Origin of the sequence: Siminovitchia sp. FSL H7-0308 (assembly GCF_037980985.1) — a bacterium.
Taxonomy (GTDB): domain Bacteria; phylum Bacillota; class Bacilli; order Bacillales; family Bacillaceae_C; genus Siminovitchia; species Siminovitchia thermophila.
This window is the reverse complement of the sequence record NZ_CP150282.1, coordinates 533017-549197: the sequence shown is the minus strand read 5'-3', so window position 1 is coordinate 549197 and position 16181 is coordinate 533017. Positions and strand designations below refer to the sequence as shown.

Annotated in this window: 13 protein-coding genes; 6 read left to right on the top strand and 7 right to left on the bottom strand. The window is 43.0% G+C overall.

Annotated elements, in window-relative coordinates; translation table 11 throughout:
• Positions 1-2 precede the first annotated feature (2 nt).
• Positions 3-842, bottom strand: coding sequence for a phosphate ABC transporter substrate-binding protein (locus MHB50_RS02555; protein WP_340085275.1), 840 nt, complete (start codon positions 840-842; stop codon positions 3-5).
• Between the two features lie 351 nt (positions 843-1193).
• Here MHB50_RS02555 and MHB50_RS02550 point away from each other — a divergent pair, with 351 nt between their 5' ends.
• The 5 genes from MHB50_RS02550 to phoU all read left to right on the top strand — a co-directional run bounded on the left by MHB50_RS02550 (position 1194) and on the right by phoU (position 5581).
• A complete protein-coding gene (locus MHB50_RS02550; RefSeq protein ID WP_077112894.1) occupies positions 1194-2174 on the top strand; it encodes a PstS family phosphate ABC transporter substrate-binding protein in 981 nt (326 codons plus the stop codon).
• A gap of 63 nt (positions 2175-2237) precedes the next feature.
• A complete protein-coding gene (gene pstC, locus MHB50_RS02545; RefSeq protein ID WP_083717624.1) occupies positions 2238-3185 on the top strand; it encodes a phosphate ABC transporter permease subunit PstC in 948 nt (315 codons plus the stop codon).
• The gene (gene pstA / locus MHB50_RS02540) at positions 3185-4063 is read left to right on the top strand and encodes a phosphate ABC transporter permease PstA (RefSeq protein WP_077112896.1); all 879 of its coding nucleotides are present in this window, start codon (positions 3185-3187) and stop codon (positions 4061-4063) included. The genes pstC and pstA overlap by 1 nt, the downstream gene beginning before the upstream one ends.
• A gap of 30 nt (positions 4064-4093) precedes the next feature.
• Positions 4094-4906: a phosphate ABC transporter ATP-binding protein PstB gene (gene pstB / locus MHB50_RS02535; RefSeq protein ID WP_139345682.1), complete on the top strand. Its 813-nt coding sequence runs from the start codon at positions 4094-4096 to the stop codon at positions 4904-4906.
• An 18-nt stretch (positions 4907-4924) separates the two neighbouring features.
• Positions 4925-5581: a phosphate signaling complex protein PhoU gene (gene phoU, locus MHB50_RS02530; protein WP_077112898.1), complete on the top strand. Its 657-nt coding sequence runs from the start codon at positions 4925-4927 to the stop codon at positions 5579-5581.
• A 238-nt stretch (positions 5582-5819) separates the two neighbouring features.
• Here the strand turns inward: phoU and MHB50_RS02525 are convergent, their stop codons facing one another.
• From MHB50_RS02525 to MHB50_RS02510, 4 genes are read right to left on the bottom strand one after another with little or no spacing between them, the layout of a single operon-like run.
• Positions 5820-7592 (bottom strand): ATP-binding protein, encoded by a 1773-nt coding sequence (locus MHB50_RS02525; protein ID WP_340084818.1) that lies wholly within the window; start codon positions 7590-7592, stop codon positions 5820-5822.
• 2 nt (positions 7593-7594) lie between these two features.
• Positions 7595-8302, bottom strand: a complete 708-nt coding sequence (locus tag MHB50_RS02520; RefSeq protein ID WP_077112900.1) for a response regulator transcription factor — start codon at positions 8300-8302, stop codon at positions 7595-7597.
• A gap of 14 nt (positions 8303-8316) precedes the next feature.
• Positions 8317-10410, bottom strand: coding sequence for a heavy metal translocating P-type ATPase (locus tag MHB50_RS02515; protein ID WP_340084817.1), 2094 nt, complete (start codon positions 10408-10410; stop codon positions 8317-8319).
• Between the two features lie 17 nt (positions 10411-10427).
• A complete protein-coding gene (locus tag MHB50_RS02510; protein WP_077112902.1) occupies positions 10428-10748 on the bottom strand; it encodes a metalloregulator ArsR/SmtB family transcription factor in 321 nt (106 codons plus the stop codon).
• A gap of 246 nt (positions 10749-10994) precedes the next feature.
• Between MHB50_RS02510 and MHB50_RS02505 the strand changes: the two genes are divergently transcribed.
• Complete coding sequence (locus MHB50_RS02505) at positions 10995-11234, top strand: 4Fe-4S binding protein (protein WP_171973952.1); 240 nt, start codon at positions 10995-10997, stop codon at positions 11232-11234.
• Between the two features lie 65 nt (positions 11235-11299).
• On the opposite strand, the gene MHB50_RS02500 is transcribed toward MHB50_RS02505, so the two are convergent.
• Together MHB50_RS02500 and MHB50_RS02495 are read right to left on the bottom strand one after the other, a co-directional pair.
• Positions 11300-14419 (bottom strand): ATP-binding protein, encoded by a 3120-nt coding sequence (locus MHB50_RS02500; RefSeq protein ID WP_340084816.1) that lies wholly within the window; start codon positions 14417-14419, stop codon positions 11300-11302.
• Between the two features lie 135 nt (positions 14420-14554).
• Positions 14555-15727 (bottom strand): response regulator, encoded by a 1173-nt coding sequence (locus MHB50_RS02495; protein WP_339161653.1) that lies wholly within the window; start codon positions 15725-15727, stop codon positions 14555-14557.
• Between the last annotated feature and the right edge of the window lie 454 nt (positions 15728-16181).

The following is a 16181-nucleotide window of genomic DNA, read 5'->3' as shown; positions in this document are numbered from 1 at the left end:
TACTATTTTTCAATCACATTTCCTTCCGCATCCCGCTCGACAGCCATTTCACGAACCGGGAGATAATTCATCTCAGGCACAAGCACTTCTTGAACCTCATCGGATAACATATAATCCAGAAACGATTTCGTTAACCCCGTCGGCTCTCCATTTGTATACATGTGTTGATATGCCCAAATCTTCCAATAGTTTGTACTGACATTTTCCAATGTCGGTTCAATGCCATCAATGGCCAAAGCAATAACAGAATCATCAAAATAAGAGAATGAAAGATAGCTGATTGCTCCAGGGGTTTCACTTACAATTTTCCGGACGGTCCCGGAAGAATCTTGCTCCATTCCGGGTGCTGGCTCGGCCTCTTTAAGCCCGATCTGCTCAAATACCTCTCTCGTACCGGAACCTTTCGCCCGATGAATGATCACGATCTCCTCGTCTTTTCCTCCTACTTCTTTCCAATTCTTCACTTTTCCGGTAAAAATATCGATCAATTGTTCATGTGAAATATTGGCAACACCAGTATCCGGATGTGTGACCGGCCCCATTCCAGTAACAGCTACTTTATGATCAACGAGTTGGGAAGGATCGACACCCGCTTTTTCCTCGGCAAATAAATCGGCATTTCCAATATCAACATATCCTTCGCTAATACTGCTCAAGCCTGTTCCACTGCCCCCTCCCTGTACATGGATGGCCGCATCAAGATGCATGCTTGTAAATTGTTGGGCAGCCGCTTCTACTAATGGCTGCAGAGCACTTGATCCCACGATCGTTATCGAACCTGAAAGGTCTTCTGATGTGGGAGCGGCATCTGTTTGGCCTTTGCCAATGCACCCAGATGCCATCGCCATGGCAAAAATAAGAGCCAACATCTCCATATACCTTTTCCTCAAGGTAAAAAACCCCCTTTATGATGAAAGCAGGCTAGCATATTCAATGTACTATTTCATATTTAAGAATGCGTTCAAGCAGTATGAAAGCTATGTAAAAAAGCAGTAAAAGATGTGAATTTCGCAACGAAAAACAATTAATTCCTTTGTCTCCCTATTTGTCTGCAATCTATCAATCAAGCGATCTTCATTTTCCCTTAATAAAATATTTACAAATCCTTTACATTAGTTTAACCGCACCTTGATAAAGTCCGCTTATGATGATCATGTAGTAAACATCACATAAACACAGGGGGAAAATTATCAATGAAATTGAAGCCCGCATTGGCAACACTCACTTTATCCTTTGGATTGCTGCTCACTGCTTGCGGTAATGGGGACGGCAGCAACTCTGACAACGAGAAAAATTCAAGTGGGAACAATTCAAAAAGCGCGGAAGAACTATCCGGAACAGTCGGTATTGACGGATCATCAACCGTCTTTCCAATCATGGAAGCCGTATCTGAAGAATATGCTGCCGAGCAGCCTGACGTAAAAGCCCCCGTAGGAGTATCCGGAACGGGTGGAGGATTTAATAAGTTCATCGCTGGCGAAACAGATATCAGCAACGCATCCCGGCCTATTAAAGATGAGGAAGCAGCTAAGTTAAAAGAGGCTGGAATAGAATACACGGAATTTAAAATTGCCTATGACGGCCTTTCGGTTGTCGTAAATAAAGATAATGACTTTGTGGACAAACTAACAGTTGATGAGTTGAAAAAAATGTGGTTGGAAAGCGGAAAGGTAAAAACGTGGGCGGACGTCCGTGAAGGATGGCCGGAAGAACCAATTTCTTTCTTCAGCCCAGGAACAGATTCCGGAACATATGACTATTGGAATGAAGTCATTTTGGAAGAAGAGCAAATGAGAAAAGATGCTACTTTATCTGAAGATGACAATGTGCTTGTACAAGGTGTCATGGGAGACAAAGGCGCCATCGCATTTTTCGGTTACGCGTACTACATTGAAAATAAAGACGACCTGAAAATCGTTCCGATTGTAAACAGCAAAGGAGAAGCAATTACTCCTGACAATGACACGATCATGAACGGCGAGTATGAGCCGCTTTCACGTCCACTGTTCTTTTATGTAAACAATAAATCAATTGCTGAAAAAGAACATGTATATGATTACGTAAAATTCGCACTTGAAAATGCAAGTTCTTTATCTGAAGATGTAGGCTATATCAGCCTCCAGGAAAAAGAATATGAGGATGGCTTGGCAAAGTTGGAAGAACTTAAAAAGTAATGTTACAGGTGAGGGGATTGGTATCCCCTCACCTTCACTAATGAATAGATGAGGAGTTTTCCAATGGAACTGAAAAATGAGCAAATCTCCATTGCAAAAATGATTGAAGAAAATAAAAGAAAGAATAAATTTAAACAGGGATTGGCCGAAAAATCCGTTCCGGTTTTTTTGTTTTTAATGGCTATTATCTCTATTTTAACGACCATTGGCATTGTTGCTACACTCCTATTTGAAACCTTCACATTTTTCAGCCGTGTTGACTTTATACATTTTATAACGAGCAAAGAATGGCTTCCCTTTTTTGAAGCGGATCCAAAATATGGCATCATTTCTCTTATATCCGGAACATTGCTCGTTGCCTTGATCGCTGTGATCGTGGCATTTCCGCTTGGCCTCGCAGCTGCTATTTATTTAAGTGAATACGCAAGTGAAAGAGCAAGAAAGGTGATTAAACCGATTTTGGAAGTATTGGCCGGTATCCCTACGATTGTTTACGGTTTTTTTGCACTTACATTTGTAACGCCCGTCCTTCAAAAAATAATCCCTGACCTTAACTTCTTCAATGCTTTAAGTCCGGGAATCGTTGTCGGTATTATGATCATCCCATCTATTGCTTCATTATCGGAAGATGCCATGTCGGCAGTTCCAAGGTCGATGAGGGAAGGGGCATTGGCGCTCGGCTCCACAAAGCTTGAAGTATCTTTGAAAGTCGTATTGCCCGCTGCATTATCAGGCATTATCGCCTCCTTTGTCCTCGGGCTTTCTCGGGCAATAGGTGAGACGATGATTGTAACGATTGCCGGAGGCGCTAAGCCTAACCTCACTTTCGATCCAACAGAAACGATACAAACGATGACCGCCTATATTGTTCAGGTGAGCCTCGGAGATGCTGCCTATGGTTCAACGATTTACTACAGCATTTATGCAGTTGGAATGACACTCTTTGTCTTCACGCTCATTATGAACTTGATTGCTCAATGGATTTCAAGGCGATTTAGGGAGGAATATTAATGGAACTCATCAATAAAGCCGAGGTTAAAAAAAGAATCGGCAGCCGGCTCATAAAAAACACCATTTCCAAATGGCTGTTTATGCTGGCTACGTCGATAGGTTTGATTGTCTTGGCCATCCTCATTTATCGTATAATGAGTCAAGGCATCCGATATTTGGACCTTGATTTTCTGACAAACTTTGCCTCCCGCAAACCAGAAGAGTCTGGAATTAAGGCCGCCATCTTTGGGACCTTGTGGGTGATGGCGATTACCGGGCCGGTCTCGATTATTTTAGGTGTCGGTTGTGCGATTTACCTTGAGTTATACGCGAAAAAAAATCGCTTTACACGTTTTATCCAAGTAAATATTTCCAACTTGGCGGGTGTCCCTTCCATCGTCTTCGGTCTTTTGGGCCTGACGGTTTTTGTAAGGATGTTGGAAATGGGCAGAAGTGTTCTCGCCGGTGGTTTAACCATGAGTTTGTTGATCCTTCCCGTTATTGTCGTAGCATCACAAGAAGCGCTCCGGGCCGTTCCGAAGGATCTTCAAGAAGCCTCCTACGGAATGGGAGCAACGAAATGGCAAACGATTCGTCGCGTCATTTTACCGGCGGCCATTCCGGGAATCTTAACCGGTTCGATCTTGGCATTATCACGTGCAGTCGGTGAAACAGCCCCACTCATTATGATCGGAGCGATGACTTTTATCGCATTTATTCCAGAAAGCATCTGGTCGGGCTTTACCGTTATGCCAATCCAAATATACAACTGGACAAGCAGACCGCAAGCAGAGTTTCATGATGTAGCCGCTGCAGGAATTATTGTCCTTCTGTTCATGCTCATTTTGATGAACTCGATTGCCATTATTATCAGAAACAAGTTTTCAAAACGCTATTAAAACCGAAAGGGAGGACTTTATATGTCGGCTATGACTATAAAGGCAGTACAGAAAGCTCCGGAAACAACCAAAAAAAGCCGTGTTGAACAGAATACTGTTTTTGAAGCTAAAGAATTAAACCTCTGGTACGGAGAAGACCAGGCTTTAAAAAACATCAATATTGCCATTGCCGAAAATAACGTTACCGCCATTATCGGACCATCCGGTTGCGGCAAGTCCACATTTGTCAAATCCCTTAACCGTATGGTCGATCTGATTCCGACTGTAAAAATGTCTGGACAGTTATTATATAGAGATCAAAATATATTAGACCGCAAGTACGGAGTAGAGGAATTGAGAACGAAAGTGGGCATGGTGTTTCAAAAGCCCAACCCGTTTCCGAAATCCATTTATGAAAATGTTATATACGGCCCGGTCATTCACGGCATTCGGGATAAAAAAATTCTCCGTGAAATTGCAGAAAAAAGCTTAAAGGGTGCAGCTCTTTGGAATGAGGTAAAGGACCGCTTACATGAAAACGCCTATGGCCTTTCCGGAGGACAACAACAGCGCCTATGTATCGCGAGATGTTTAGCAGTGGAACCGGATGTTATCTTGATGGATGAACCTACTTCGGCCCTTGACCCCATCTCGACAATGAAAGTCGAAGAATTGGTGCAAGAGCTAAAGCAAAAATACAGTATTATCATCGTTACTCATAATATGCAGCAAGCTGCAAGAATTTCAGATAAGACAGCCTTTTTCCTGAACGGGGAGCTCATTGAGTTCGATGATACTTCCATCATGTTTTCCAACCCTTCCGATCAAAGAACGGAAGACTATATTACCGGACGCTTCGGTTAAAAAAGGAGGACACTTAATATGCTCAGATCCCAGTTTGAAGAGCAATTAAAGGAACTGCACCAACAGCTTCTCACGATGGGCATCATGGTGGAAGAGGCAGTACACAAATCGGTCAAATCGCTCGTTCAAAAGGATATTCCGCTTGCAGAAGCCGTCATTGAAGGCGACAAGCTGATCAACGATGCCGAAGTCAACATTGAAAAATCTTGTTTTTCCTTGATCGCTTTGCAACAGCCCGTCGGGAGCGATTTGAGAAGGATTGCCATGACGTTGAAAGTAGCGACAGACTTGGAGCGTATGGCGGACCACGCCGTCAGCATCGCCAAAGCAACCATTCATTTAAAAGATGAAACCTATGCGAAACCGCTGGTGGATATCCCGTTAATGGCGGAACTCGCCCAAAAAATGCTTCGCGATACGCTCGATGCGTATATCGAAATGAACAAGGATGAAGCCATCGCCATTTCCAAACGGGATGATGAAGTTGATGCTTATTTTAAAAAGATTTTTCTTGATCTGATTGATTTAATGAAAAGTGACCGGGCATCCATAAGCCAATCATCACACCTCTTGCTTGTTGCCCAGTATTTGGAACGAATCGGTGATTACACAACAAACATTTGCGAGTGGATTGTTTATATGGCAGCCGGTAAAATGATCGAACTAAATAATTAAGATACGATGCTTCAACAGCGGTAATTATTATCGGAGCATGTTAGCCGCCCTCACTGAGAAGAAGCGAAAATCCGCAATCATTGTTCACCCGCTGCCCGGCTTTAAGCTATGGCGTTTAGACCAATGTTCAGATGTTTTTGGAATGGTTCGTCCCAATGAATAAGTTTGTAGACTAGGAGATCAATTTACACCTGCTCTCCACAAAAAAGCCCCGAAAGATTGAATGCTTTCGGGGCCTTTACATGTTTGCTTGTTTTTTCGGGAGGGTCACTGTAAAAATGGTCCCCTCTCCTTCTTCACTTTCTACTTTAATGGAACCATGGTGCGATTCTATCAAATGTTTCACGATGGCAAGGCCGAGTCCCGTCCCGCCAGAATCACGCGCTCTTGCCTTATCAACTCTGTAAAAGCGCTCAAAAATACGTGGAAGATCTTTTTTCGAGATCCCAATGCCGTTATCTTGAACACGAATATCAACTTCGTTTTCCCTTTCCGAAACGGATACGGAAATCTTTCCGCCCTCAGGCGTATAGACGACCGCGTTGGAGACGAGATTTAAAATAATTTGCTGAATCCGGTCTCTTTCTCCTTCCACCCATACATTTGTGTTGTCAGGAAGTTCAAGCTCAAGCCCTTTTGTCTTCACTTCTTTTCGAATGGTCTCCGCCACGTTACGGATGACTTCCGTCACGTTTACCTCTTCAACTATCGGTGTAACGAGATGCTGTTCAATTTTGGATAGATGTAAAATATCATTGATGAGCCGATGCAGCCGCACACTTTCTTTATGAATAATATTCAAGAAATCGTGGAGCAACTCCTCATCATCCATGGCTCCATCGAGCAGCGTTTCCGCAAACCCTTTAACAGAAGTAATTGGCGTTTTCAATTCATGCGAAACGTTTGCCACAAACTCGCTGCGCATTTTCTCGAGACGCCGGATATCCGTAATATCATGAAGAACCGCAACGATGCCCTTTAATTCGTTCCTTTTTCCAACATAAGGGGCTAAGTGGGCATCCAGTATCCGTTCATCTGGAAAATAAAATTGGATTTCATCTCTAATTTCCTTGCCTTCAAGGAGACATTGATCAATAAGGCGGCTCAAATCAGCGCTTTTTCCCGCCTCTACGTGCAATTTGCCTTTTAGCGTTTCTGGTTCAAGCCCCAGCATGTCCCCCATGGCACGGTTGGCGAGTAAAATCCTTCCGTCCTTATCAACGAGCAGTACCCCGCTTTTCATGTAGGTTAACACACCCATCAGCTGCTGCTCATTTTCCTGGATTTGTTCCATTTGGCTTTTCAAGCTGGCCGCCAATACGTTGATGGCGTTTGCAAGCCGCCCCAGCTCACCTTTTGGCTGCATTCTCACTCTTGCAGAATAATCTTTATCCTTTAACCGTTCGGATACCGTAATCATTTCTTCAATCGGCTTGGCAATCCCTTTTGCCATTCTGACCCCGACGATTGTCGTTAACAGCATCGCTGTAAAAAGAACAAATGTCAATGTGGCTGTCAGGTGCTCGATTGCTTGTTCCACCTTCTCCAAGGATAGTGATGTCCGAACAACACCTGTTACCTGGTCACCTTCAATCATGGGGATCGTGACGTACATCATGTTGTACCCCAATGTTTTACTATAGCGAATCGATATCCCCGAGTCCTTTCCGCTTTTTATAATCTGCCGAACTTCCGGCCTGTCGGCATGATTTTCCATGGCAGAAGGGTTGTCCTCTGAATGAGCAAGCACATGTCCGTCCCGGTCAATCACTGTAATTCGTGAAGTAATGGTCTTGGAAAGCTCTTTTACCTGTTCCTGCAGCCTTACTTCGCTATCAGTGCCCGTGTTAATGGCTCTTACAGTTAATTGCGCCATTTCGTATAGTTGGTCCTTTTTGAGATCCATGTATGTATCCTTTACTTTGTCGGCTATAAAAAAACCGGAAACAAGCAATGCGATAGACATTAATAAAAGAAAAGAAAAAGTAATCCGAAGCCATAATTTTTGCATTGCTATGGTCTCTCCAACTTATAGCCAAAGCCTCGGACCGTTTTGATATATTGCGGCTTACGTGTATCTAATTCAATCTTTTCACGTAAGTTACTAATATGCACGTCGACAATCCGCGAATCACCGACAAAGTCGTAATTCCAGACGGCATCCAACAGCTGCGTGCGATTTAGCACTTTCCCTTCATTTGCGGCAAGATACGCCAGCAGTTCGAACTCTTTTGGAGTAAGCTCAAGTTTTTCTTCCCGCAGAAGCGCTTCATATCTTTCTGGAAAAACGGCCAGCTCTCCAATTTTGTACATCGGTTCACCTTTTTGCTCCACGACAATATTCGGTTCTTCGACCATTTTTGATCGGCGTAATATCGCCTTGACCCGCGCAACGACTTCGCGCGGGCTGAAAGGTTTCGTTAAATAATCGTCAGCGCCCAATTCCAGTCCCAACACTTTATCAAATTCATCGTCACGGGCCGTCAACATTAAAATAGGCGTATTGATTTTTTCCTGACGAAGCTTCTTGCAAATATCCATGCCATCGATTCCAGGAAGCATTAAGTCAAGAACAATGAGATCAGGCCTTTCCTGCATTGCTTTTTGCAAACCGATTTCGCCATTTCCAGCTGTTGTGACGGAATATCCCGCTTTTTCCAAGTTATATTGAAGAAGTGTGACGATGGATGGTTCATCATCCACGACAAGTACCCGTTCCAATGGTTTTAACCTCCTTACTTTTGCGTGCCGGCTTTGTTTTTGTCAATCAATACGGTCAAGCTGATTAACGTTACAAGGATGGTCGCCCCCATGTCTGAAAGAATGGCGATCCAAAGCGTCAACAATCCCGGAATGGTTAATAATAGAGCTATTATTTTCAAGCCTAACGCGAGAGAAATATTTATTTTAATAATAGTATTTACTCGCTTGGCGATTTTTATGGCTCCCGGCAATTTTCCAAGATGGTCCTGCATGAGGACAATGTCCGCTGTTTCAATGGCGCTGTCCGTTCCTTTCCCCATCGCGATCCCGAGATCGGCAACGGCCAGTGCCGGAGCATCATTAATTCCGTCTCCAACCATGGCTGTTTTTCCTTTTTTGATCAGCTCTTTCATTTTTTCCACTTTCATATGGGGCAAAAGATTAGCGTAATAATGGCTCAGTCCAACGGCGGAAGCTACCTTTTTCGCCGTTTTATCATGGTCGCCTGTCAACATAACGGCATTTTTAACCCCTGCGTCGTATAATTCAGCGACAACTTCTTTACTTTCAGGGCGAATTTCATCAGCAATCCCAAACAAGCCCAAAACTTGCTCGTGATCTGAAACAACGACAATTGTGTACCCGTCGTCTTTTAATTGCTCCAGATCGCTTTGAACTTGCGGTGGAATTTCGTCAAATGGTATGCTCGCTTCGTTCCCCAGTCTGTATGTCTGTCCGGAAATGTTCGCTTCAACTCCCTGGCCGGCAATCGTTTTTAAATCAGTCGGTTCTTCGAGTGGAATAGATTGTTGTTCCACCTTCTCCATTATAGCTTTTGCAAGCGGGTGGGAGGAAGACTTTTCAATTGATCCGGCGATTCTTAACAATTCCTTAATATTCGTATAGGCGATCATTTCTTCTACATGGGGTTCCCCTTTTGTCAACGTACCGGTTTTATCAAATGCAACGGCGTCGACATGCCCAAGCTGCTCCAAAAACACGCCGCCTTTGATCAAAATCCCGTTTCGGGCATTCCGGGTAATACCGGAAATAATGGCAATGGGGGAAGAAATGATCAGCGCGCACGGGCAACCGACAATGAGGACTGCCAAGCCTTGGTAAAAATAACTTCCCCAATCTCCTACGAAAAGCGGGGGAACAATCATCACAATAAGGGCGATCACCATAATAAGCGGAGTGTAATATTTCGCGAACTTGTTAATAAACTGTTCCGTTGGTGTTTTCGTTTCCTGCGCCTCTTCAACAAGATGCAATATTTTGGCAAGGGAGGAATCTTCGTAAGGCTTTGTAATGGTAACTTTCAAAACACCTTCGTTATTAATGCTTCCGCCATATACGGTTTCGCCGGGTGTTTTTTCAACAGGCATCGCTTCCCCCGTAATGGCTGCTTCGTTCACGGAACTTCTTCCTTCTGATACAACACCGTCGGAAGGAATTTTTTCACCGGATTTCACAAGAACCACATCTCCGGCTTGCAAATCGGCGATCGGGATTACTCTTTCTTCTTTTCCGGAAAGCAGTATTGCTTCTTTCGGAGCCACCTTTAACAGTGTTTCCATTGATTTGCGCGCCTTTTCCATTCCCAGGCCTTCCAAGTATTCATTGATGCCAAAAAGGATCGCAACAAGCGTACCCTCTTTCCATTCACCGATTCCAAAAGCCCCAATGAGGGCAATTGTCATAAGCGTATCAATGTTAAATTTGAACGCTACCAGGTTTTTGAGGCCTTTTATAAACGTTTTATAGCCGCTGATGGCTGCAGCAGCGACGTAAATACCGGCCGCAGCAACAGTCGGAATCATATTTTCCAGGGCAATGGCAAGCGCAAATAAAACCGCTGAAAGACCTATAAAATAGAGTAGCTTGCGCCCACTTCCGTGATCATGGTCGTCATGTGTGCTGTCACTTGATTCACGGACAATGGAAGCGCCGTCGCTTGCCAATATTTTTTCCACTTTATGCAAGGCGACTTCATCGGAAACGACTAATTTACTAGAATTGAACATTATTTTAGCATTGTCACCATGATCCAACTTTTGAATTTCCTCTTCCATCTCCCTGGCGCAATTTGCGCAGGAAAGACCTTTAAGGCGATATTCAGCCATGCATATAACCTCCCTCATTAATGCCTTGCGTGGTCAATCGTCTGTTCAAGTATTTTTACAACATGTTCATCATCATGTGAATAATACATGCTCGTGCCTTCTCTGCGATATTTAACGAGCCGCAAATTTTTTAAAAATCGAAGCTGATGGGAAACTGTTGACTGTTGAAGATGAAGCGCCTCAGCGATTTGGTTTACTGAACGTTCCCCTTCCGACAACAAATGCAAAATCCGAATTCGAGTCGGATCTCCCAATGCCTTGAATGTTTGGGAAACAATAAATAATGTTTCTTCATCAAGTTCATCATGCTCATCATGGTTATCATTTTTACGTTCCATTTATAACACACTCACCTTTTATATGATCATATGTTCATATTCCAATCTTAATACATTCATGTTCCATATGCAACCAATCTGTTAAAATTTGCTGAAAAAATGCTCCTACTTATTGGTAATTCGGCCCGATTCATTGAAAACAAGCCTCATGTTTGCTATATTAGCAGTAGTTTCATTTTCTCTACCGTTTGAACCGCACAAGCTGCGAACTATTTCATATACATTAAATAAAGGGTGGGTTATCGAATGTCATATGTCATTACAGCTCCTTGCGAAGGTGAAAAATTCGGCGAATGCGTAGACGTTTGTCCGGTCGACTGTATAGAAGAAGGGGAAAAAATGTTTTACATTGATCCCGATATTTGCATCGACTGCGGCGCATGCCAAGCCGTTTGTCCCGTGGAAGCCATTTATCACGAAGAAGAATTACTTCCGGAAGACCAAGTTTATTTGGAAAAAGCGAAGGAATTTTTCGCATCAAGGTAATGCTTCAATAAAAGGTGGAGAAAACGAATCATCGTTTTTCTCCACTTTTTTGAGGCAAAAAAAGATTACGACTCTTGATGAATATCCGTTGATGTTTGCAAGTGTTGGTTACTCACTGTAAAAGAAACCTTTGTCCCCAAACCGGGGGTGCTTTGAATATGCAGTCCCCTTCCAAAATGGCGCTTTAAGCGCATGTCGGTATTAATTAGACCGACTCCCGACTGGCCGCTTTTCTTTCTATCCATTATTTGCCGCAATTTATCATCTTCCATTCCGACCCCATCATCTTCAACGGATATGTCCACCTGCTTTTCGTTTTGGGAAATCCGAATCATTATTTTCCCGCCACTGATCCGTTTCATAATGCCATGCCTGATCGCATTTTCTACTAAAGGCTGGATCGTCAGGAATGGGATTTTCAAGTCATTATATTCGTCTATTTCCCAAACAACTTGCAGCCTGTCTTGAAAACGCACCTGTTCAATGTACAAATAAGAGCGCACGATGCTTAACTCCTCTTCAACTGGAATCAGCGCATCCATATGTTGAAATTGAAATTTATTTCTTAAATAATGGCTAAAATGATCAAGCAAATCACGCATTTTATCCAAATCAATTTCACTTAACGCTGTTACCGCGTTTAACGTGTTAAATAAAAAGTGAGGCTGAATTTGTGCCTGCAGCCAGGCGGATTCCAATTGCAACTGTTCCCGCACAACTTGTTTAATCATCGCCAATGCCTCAATCCGTGATCTTATTTCCAGCGCTTCAACCGGCTTTGTTACATAGTCGTTTGCACCAGCCAAAAATCCACTTTGTATATCCTCTGCCCGGCTTCTCGCCGTAAGCAGTAAAATGGGAAGCTCGGTAAGAGAAAACCGCTTGCGGATAATCTGAGTTAACTCATACCCTGACATTTGGGGCATCATGACGTCCGATATGACCAAATCCCACTCTTTCTCGCCCAATATGGCCAGCGCTTCTTTTCCGCTCGTAACCATCGTCACCTCGTATTCTTCCGGAGGTAAAATGGCTTCAAGCACTTGGAGGTTTACTGGATCATCATCCACTATTAAGATGACCGGACGATCAAGCGCAGTGTCCCCTAATGGAGGTCGCTTGACAACAGGCGAGATGTCGAGCTTGGTCCAATCAAGCGAAGTTTTTTCCTGAATCGGGACGGACTGTTCAAATGATCCGGATACATTACCCGCTTCCTTCTCTTTTACACTGGCTAATTTTAGAGAAAATGTAAATGTGGAGCCTTCTCCCAAGGCAGAAGACACTTCCAGTTCTCCTCCATGAAGTTCGACCAATTGTCTGCTTATACTTAATCCCAGCCCAAAGCCGCCTTCAATCATCGTCTTACCGGAATTTGCTTGCTCATAAGGATTAAACAAACGCTTTAGCATGGCTCTATCCATTCCGACCCCGGTATCCGCAATCACGATAAAACCTCTTCCTTCTTTTACAAAGCCCCGAATGGTAATTTGACCTTCATTCGTATATTTGACCGCATTATGAAGCAAGTTGAATGCAATTTGAACGACCCGATTTTCATCCGCATATACGGGAGGGAAATCTTCTGGAATTTGATTCACAATCTTCACGGGCTTGAACTCTACCATAAAGTGGAGCATATCCAGCACCCCTGTGATGATGGGCTGAATGGCGATGACTTTTTTCCGCAGCCGCGGATTGCCTTCCTGAAGACTCATTACATCCAGCAAATCATTTAATATGAGTGTCATCCGCCGCCCGACAGATAAAATCGTTTCGAGTTCTTTCACACTTCTTTCCTGCAGCATATCCCGTTCCCTTTTTAAGACAGTTTGTGACATGTTTAAAATGCCATGGAGCGGATTTTTAAATTCATGTGAAGTGTTTGCCAAAAATTGATCCTTATGATCATTCATCCTTTGTAATGCAGCGGCAAGCTCCCTTGTGTCGGCGTGCATTTTAAAATAATCCTTAAACCATACAGACGCAAAACAGGCGATCGAAATAAACAGATCAAACGGATAGTGGGCAACACTAATACCATTTTCCCGCCAGCCGATTGCCCAAATAAAATGGTGGATGAGAGCAGTAAGTGAAAAAAGCAGCAACAGATTAGCTTTGATATCCTTGATGAACTTTTGCATGATGGCAATCCCCGTGATCACGACTGCAACTCCCACCAATACAAAATAAACCGGGAAGATCATTATCACTTGGGTTGGGGTTAACAACAACGTTATACCGGCAATGCCCAAGGTGCTGACAGTATAAATGCGATAAATCTTGCGCCAATACGGAAGTAACCGATGATCGGTACATTCAAGCAACGCATAACATCCGATGAGTACAGCTGCATTCGCCAAGCGAAAATCCCATTCATACCCTATGTAAAAAACTTGGTGAAACAGTTTCTCATCATTACTGAATAAATTTCCCAATGCCACACAAAGTGTAAGTAAAGAAAAGAATAATAGCTTCTTTTCCCGATTTCCCAGAAAAAACAAAATAAGAGAATAGACAGAATGTATCAAGAACATTATCGCAGTCAAAAGCTGCATGGAGGAAGATAGTTTCATTTCCTTGGCAATGGCTTCTTCCGTACCGAACTTAATCGAGCGAATGATGCCGCTGCCTCGTATATCCGCATAATTTGCGGCTTGAATGACGATTTCTATGACGCCCTTATCATCCGCTGTAAAAGTAGTGGAATAGGGTAAATTTTTCGCGATATATTCCTCTTGATGTTTTGCCACTTTCCCGGATTTGGCCAGCAGACGCCCATTCACATATACTTCCGAAGAACTGCGTACACTTGGTACACGGATGCTATAATTCAGATCCTTTTTTTTCGGATTGACAAGAACACGCAATCGATAGGTGGCAAATCCATACGGCGAGTGCAATACTTCATTCCATTTACCCGGAACTTGAATAAGCTGTGGCGTCGCATTGCCCATTCCCGGTTGCCGCTCTTCGTCCATCAACAAGCTAGATGGATAAAACTCCCAATCACCATCCAATAAAAGAACTTCACCGTCCTCTGCATCCCAATTACGCAAATCTAATTGCCCATTTTCAACTGGCCGCTGCTTTTGATCCCGAAATAATTCCATCCAAAAAATCCGCGAACTTGATAAAACGATCAAAAGTAAGCCCAGCATAAGTAAAATATGTCTTTTCTTCATACAAGATTTGGCCTTCTCCTGCCAAACTCCCCGCCTCTCAAATGATCTTTTACACTTGTAAGCCTGCTCACATCCGCAACGGAAGATGAGGTGATCGCCCGCTATTGCACAACGAAAAATAAACAATGAATGCCATTAAAGACTGCGGCATTCATTGTTTCCATCTCCGTTTTTATGTCTATTCATTTCTGATTTCCATTTCTCATACCACTTTTCAATTGTAGGTTTGGGTTTCATGTCATATTCTTCTTTTAGCATGTTCCGTAAATGTTTGTATTGTTGTTCAACTGAGTGATGATCCCCGAGTAAATCATACAGCTTCATCAGCATGAAATAGCTGCTATCCACATATGGATGTAATACTTGTACACGCCGATAAAGTAAAATCGCTTCCGTGTACTTACCATTAGAAACGAAGTGATCCGTCATCATATTGATGTAGTGAAGCCATAAAATCCTTAACCTTTCCCGCTCGCTCTCCGCCCACAAATAACCTTCTTCGGCCAAATAGTCCCCTCGATATAATGTCATTAAGTTTTGGTGCTTGACAACATTTTCATCGCTTCCAGAAGTTAATGCAGCCATTCCATTCTGCCACTCATCTACGTCAAGCTTGACTTCATTTAATTCCAGCACGTAGCTATGATCGAGACTGGAAATCGTAATATTCATTTGAATAGCGCTTAATGTTCGACGAATTTGATAAATAGCGGCGTACAGTTGCGCATAACCTTTTTTATCGTCAACCTCGGGCCAAAGCATATCTAGCAAAATATCTTTACGTACTGGACGCCCGCGATGCTGGATTAAAAAAGAAAACAATTCCCGGGCCTTGGATGTTCTCCAGTACACGTCAACAAATTCAGAATCCCACATTGATCTCTTAAATTGTAAAGTTTGAAAACAGCAAACGATACCTGAACCATCGGATGAAACTGCTTGTGAAGGAACCCTTTTCTTTAATCGGCGAACGGTTTCAACAAGCCGCGTCCTCTGAACAGGCTTGATAACATAATCCATGGCATTGATTTCAAAGGCTTTTACAGCATATTCATCATAAGCTGTCACGAATACGACTAATATTTCAGGATAAGAGCTTTGAATCTGTTCCGCTATTTCAATTCCGTTTATTTCCGGCATATCTATATCGAGAAAAATAACATCAGGGCGTTCTCTTAGCGAGGCCTCCAGTGCCCGGAATGGATTTTGGAATTTTCCAACTATTTCAACACCAGATATTTTCACGAGTAAATGTTCCATGTGCTCAAGAGCTAAGGCTTCGTCATCAACTAGAATAACTCTCAACATTACAGCCACCTTTTTAATGTAAATTAAGTAAGAAAGCCGGGTAATGATTCCACTGGTTTGGCATAAGCTTCTTCTACATATCAAGCATGGATAACAAATTGCACCTACAATATTTTTCAATTAAAAGCATGACCATCCGCAAGGAGAAAATTCCGTTTTGTTTTTGATCATACATGTACATTCACCGCTGAGCATTTTTACTTGAAGTCCGTCACTCGTTTAGAATGTTCCAGGCCAGTGAAAAATCGTATCCCGATGTCCTGACCAAACCATTTGCCCTTCCTTCACCGCCCCTAACCTTTAACTAGAAACAGCGTCCTCCACTTTCTACAATTCTTTGGGCAACTCGAAACACTTCGGTTTTATCTCCAAATGTGCTTTGAAAGGAAGACATTCATTGTATAAAACTAGTTTTTCCACCCGAGCTAAAGGATATGATGAACTTCAAAGGTAA

Excerpts from the sequence above, each read along its gene's own strand:
- MHB50_RS02555 (WP_340085275.1), bottom strand. The coding sequence starts at position 842 with ATGGCATCTGGGTGCATTGGCAAAGGCCAAACAGATGCCGCTCCCACA.
- MHB50_RS02550 (WP_077112894.1), top strand. The coding sequence starts at position 1,194 with ATGAAATTGAAGCCCGCATTGGCAACACTCACTTTATCCTTTGGATTG.
- pstC (WP_083717624.1), top strand. The coding sequence starts at position 2,238 with ATGGAACTGAAAAATGAGCAAATCTCCATTGCAAAAATGATTGAAGAA.
- pstA (WP_077112896.1), top strand. The coding sequence starts at position 3,185 with ATGGAACTCATCAATAAAGCCGAGGTTAAAAAAAGAATCGGCAGCCGG.
- pstB (WP_139345682.1), top strand. The coding sequence starts at position 4,094 with ATGACTATAAAGGCAGTACAGAAAGCTCCGGAAACAACCAAAAAAAGC.
- phoU (WP_077112898.1), top strand. The coding sequence starts at position 4,925 with ATGCTCAGATCCCAGTTTGAAGAGCAATTAAAGGAACTGCACCAACAG.
- MHB50_RS02525 (WP_340084818.1), bottom strand. The coding sequence starts at position 7,592 with ATGCAAAAATTATGGCTTCGGATTACTTTTTCTTTTCTTTTATTAATG.
- MHB50_RS02515 (WP_340084817.1), bottom strand. The coding sequence starts at position 10,410 with ATGGCTGAATATCGCCTTAAAGGTCTTTCCTGCGCAAATTGCGCCAGG.
- MHB50_RS02510 (WP_077112902.1), bottom strand. The coding sequence starts at position 10,748 with ATGGAACGTAAAAATGATAACCATGATGAGCATGATGAACTTGATGAA.
- MHB50_RS02505 (WP_171973952.1), top strand. The coding sequence starts at position 10,995 with ATGTCATATGTCATTACAGCTCCTTGCGAAGGTGAAAAATTCGGCGAA.
- MHB50_RS02500 (WP_340084816.1), bottom strand. The coding sequence starts at position 14,419 with ATGAAGAAAAGACATATTTTACTTATGCTGGGCTTACTTTTGATCGTT.
- MHB50_RS02495 (WP_339161653.1), bottom strand. The coding sequence starts at position 15,727 with ATGTTGAGAGTTATTCTAGTTGATGACGAAGCCTTAGCTCTTGAGCAC.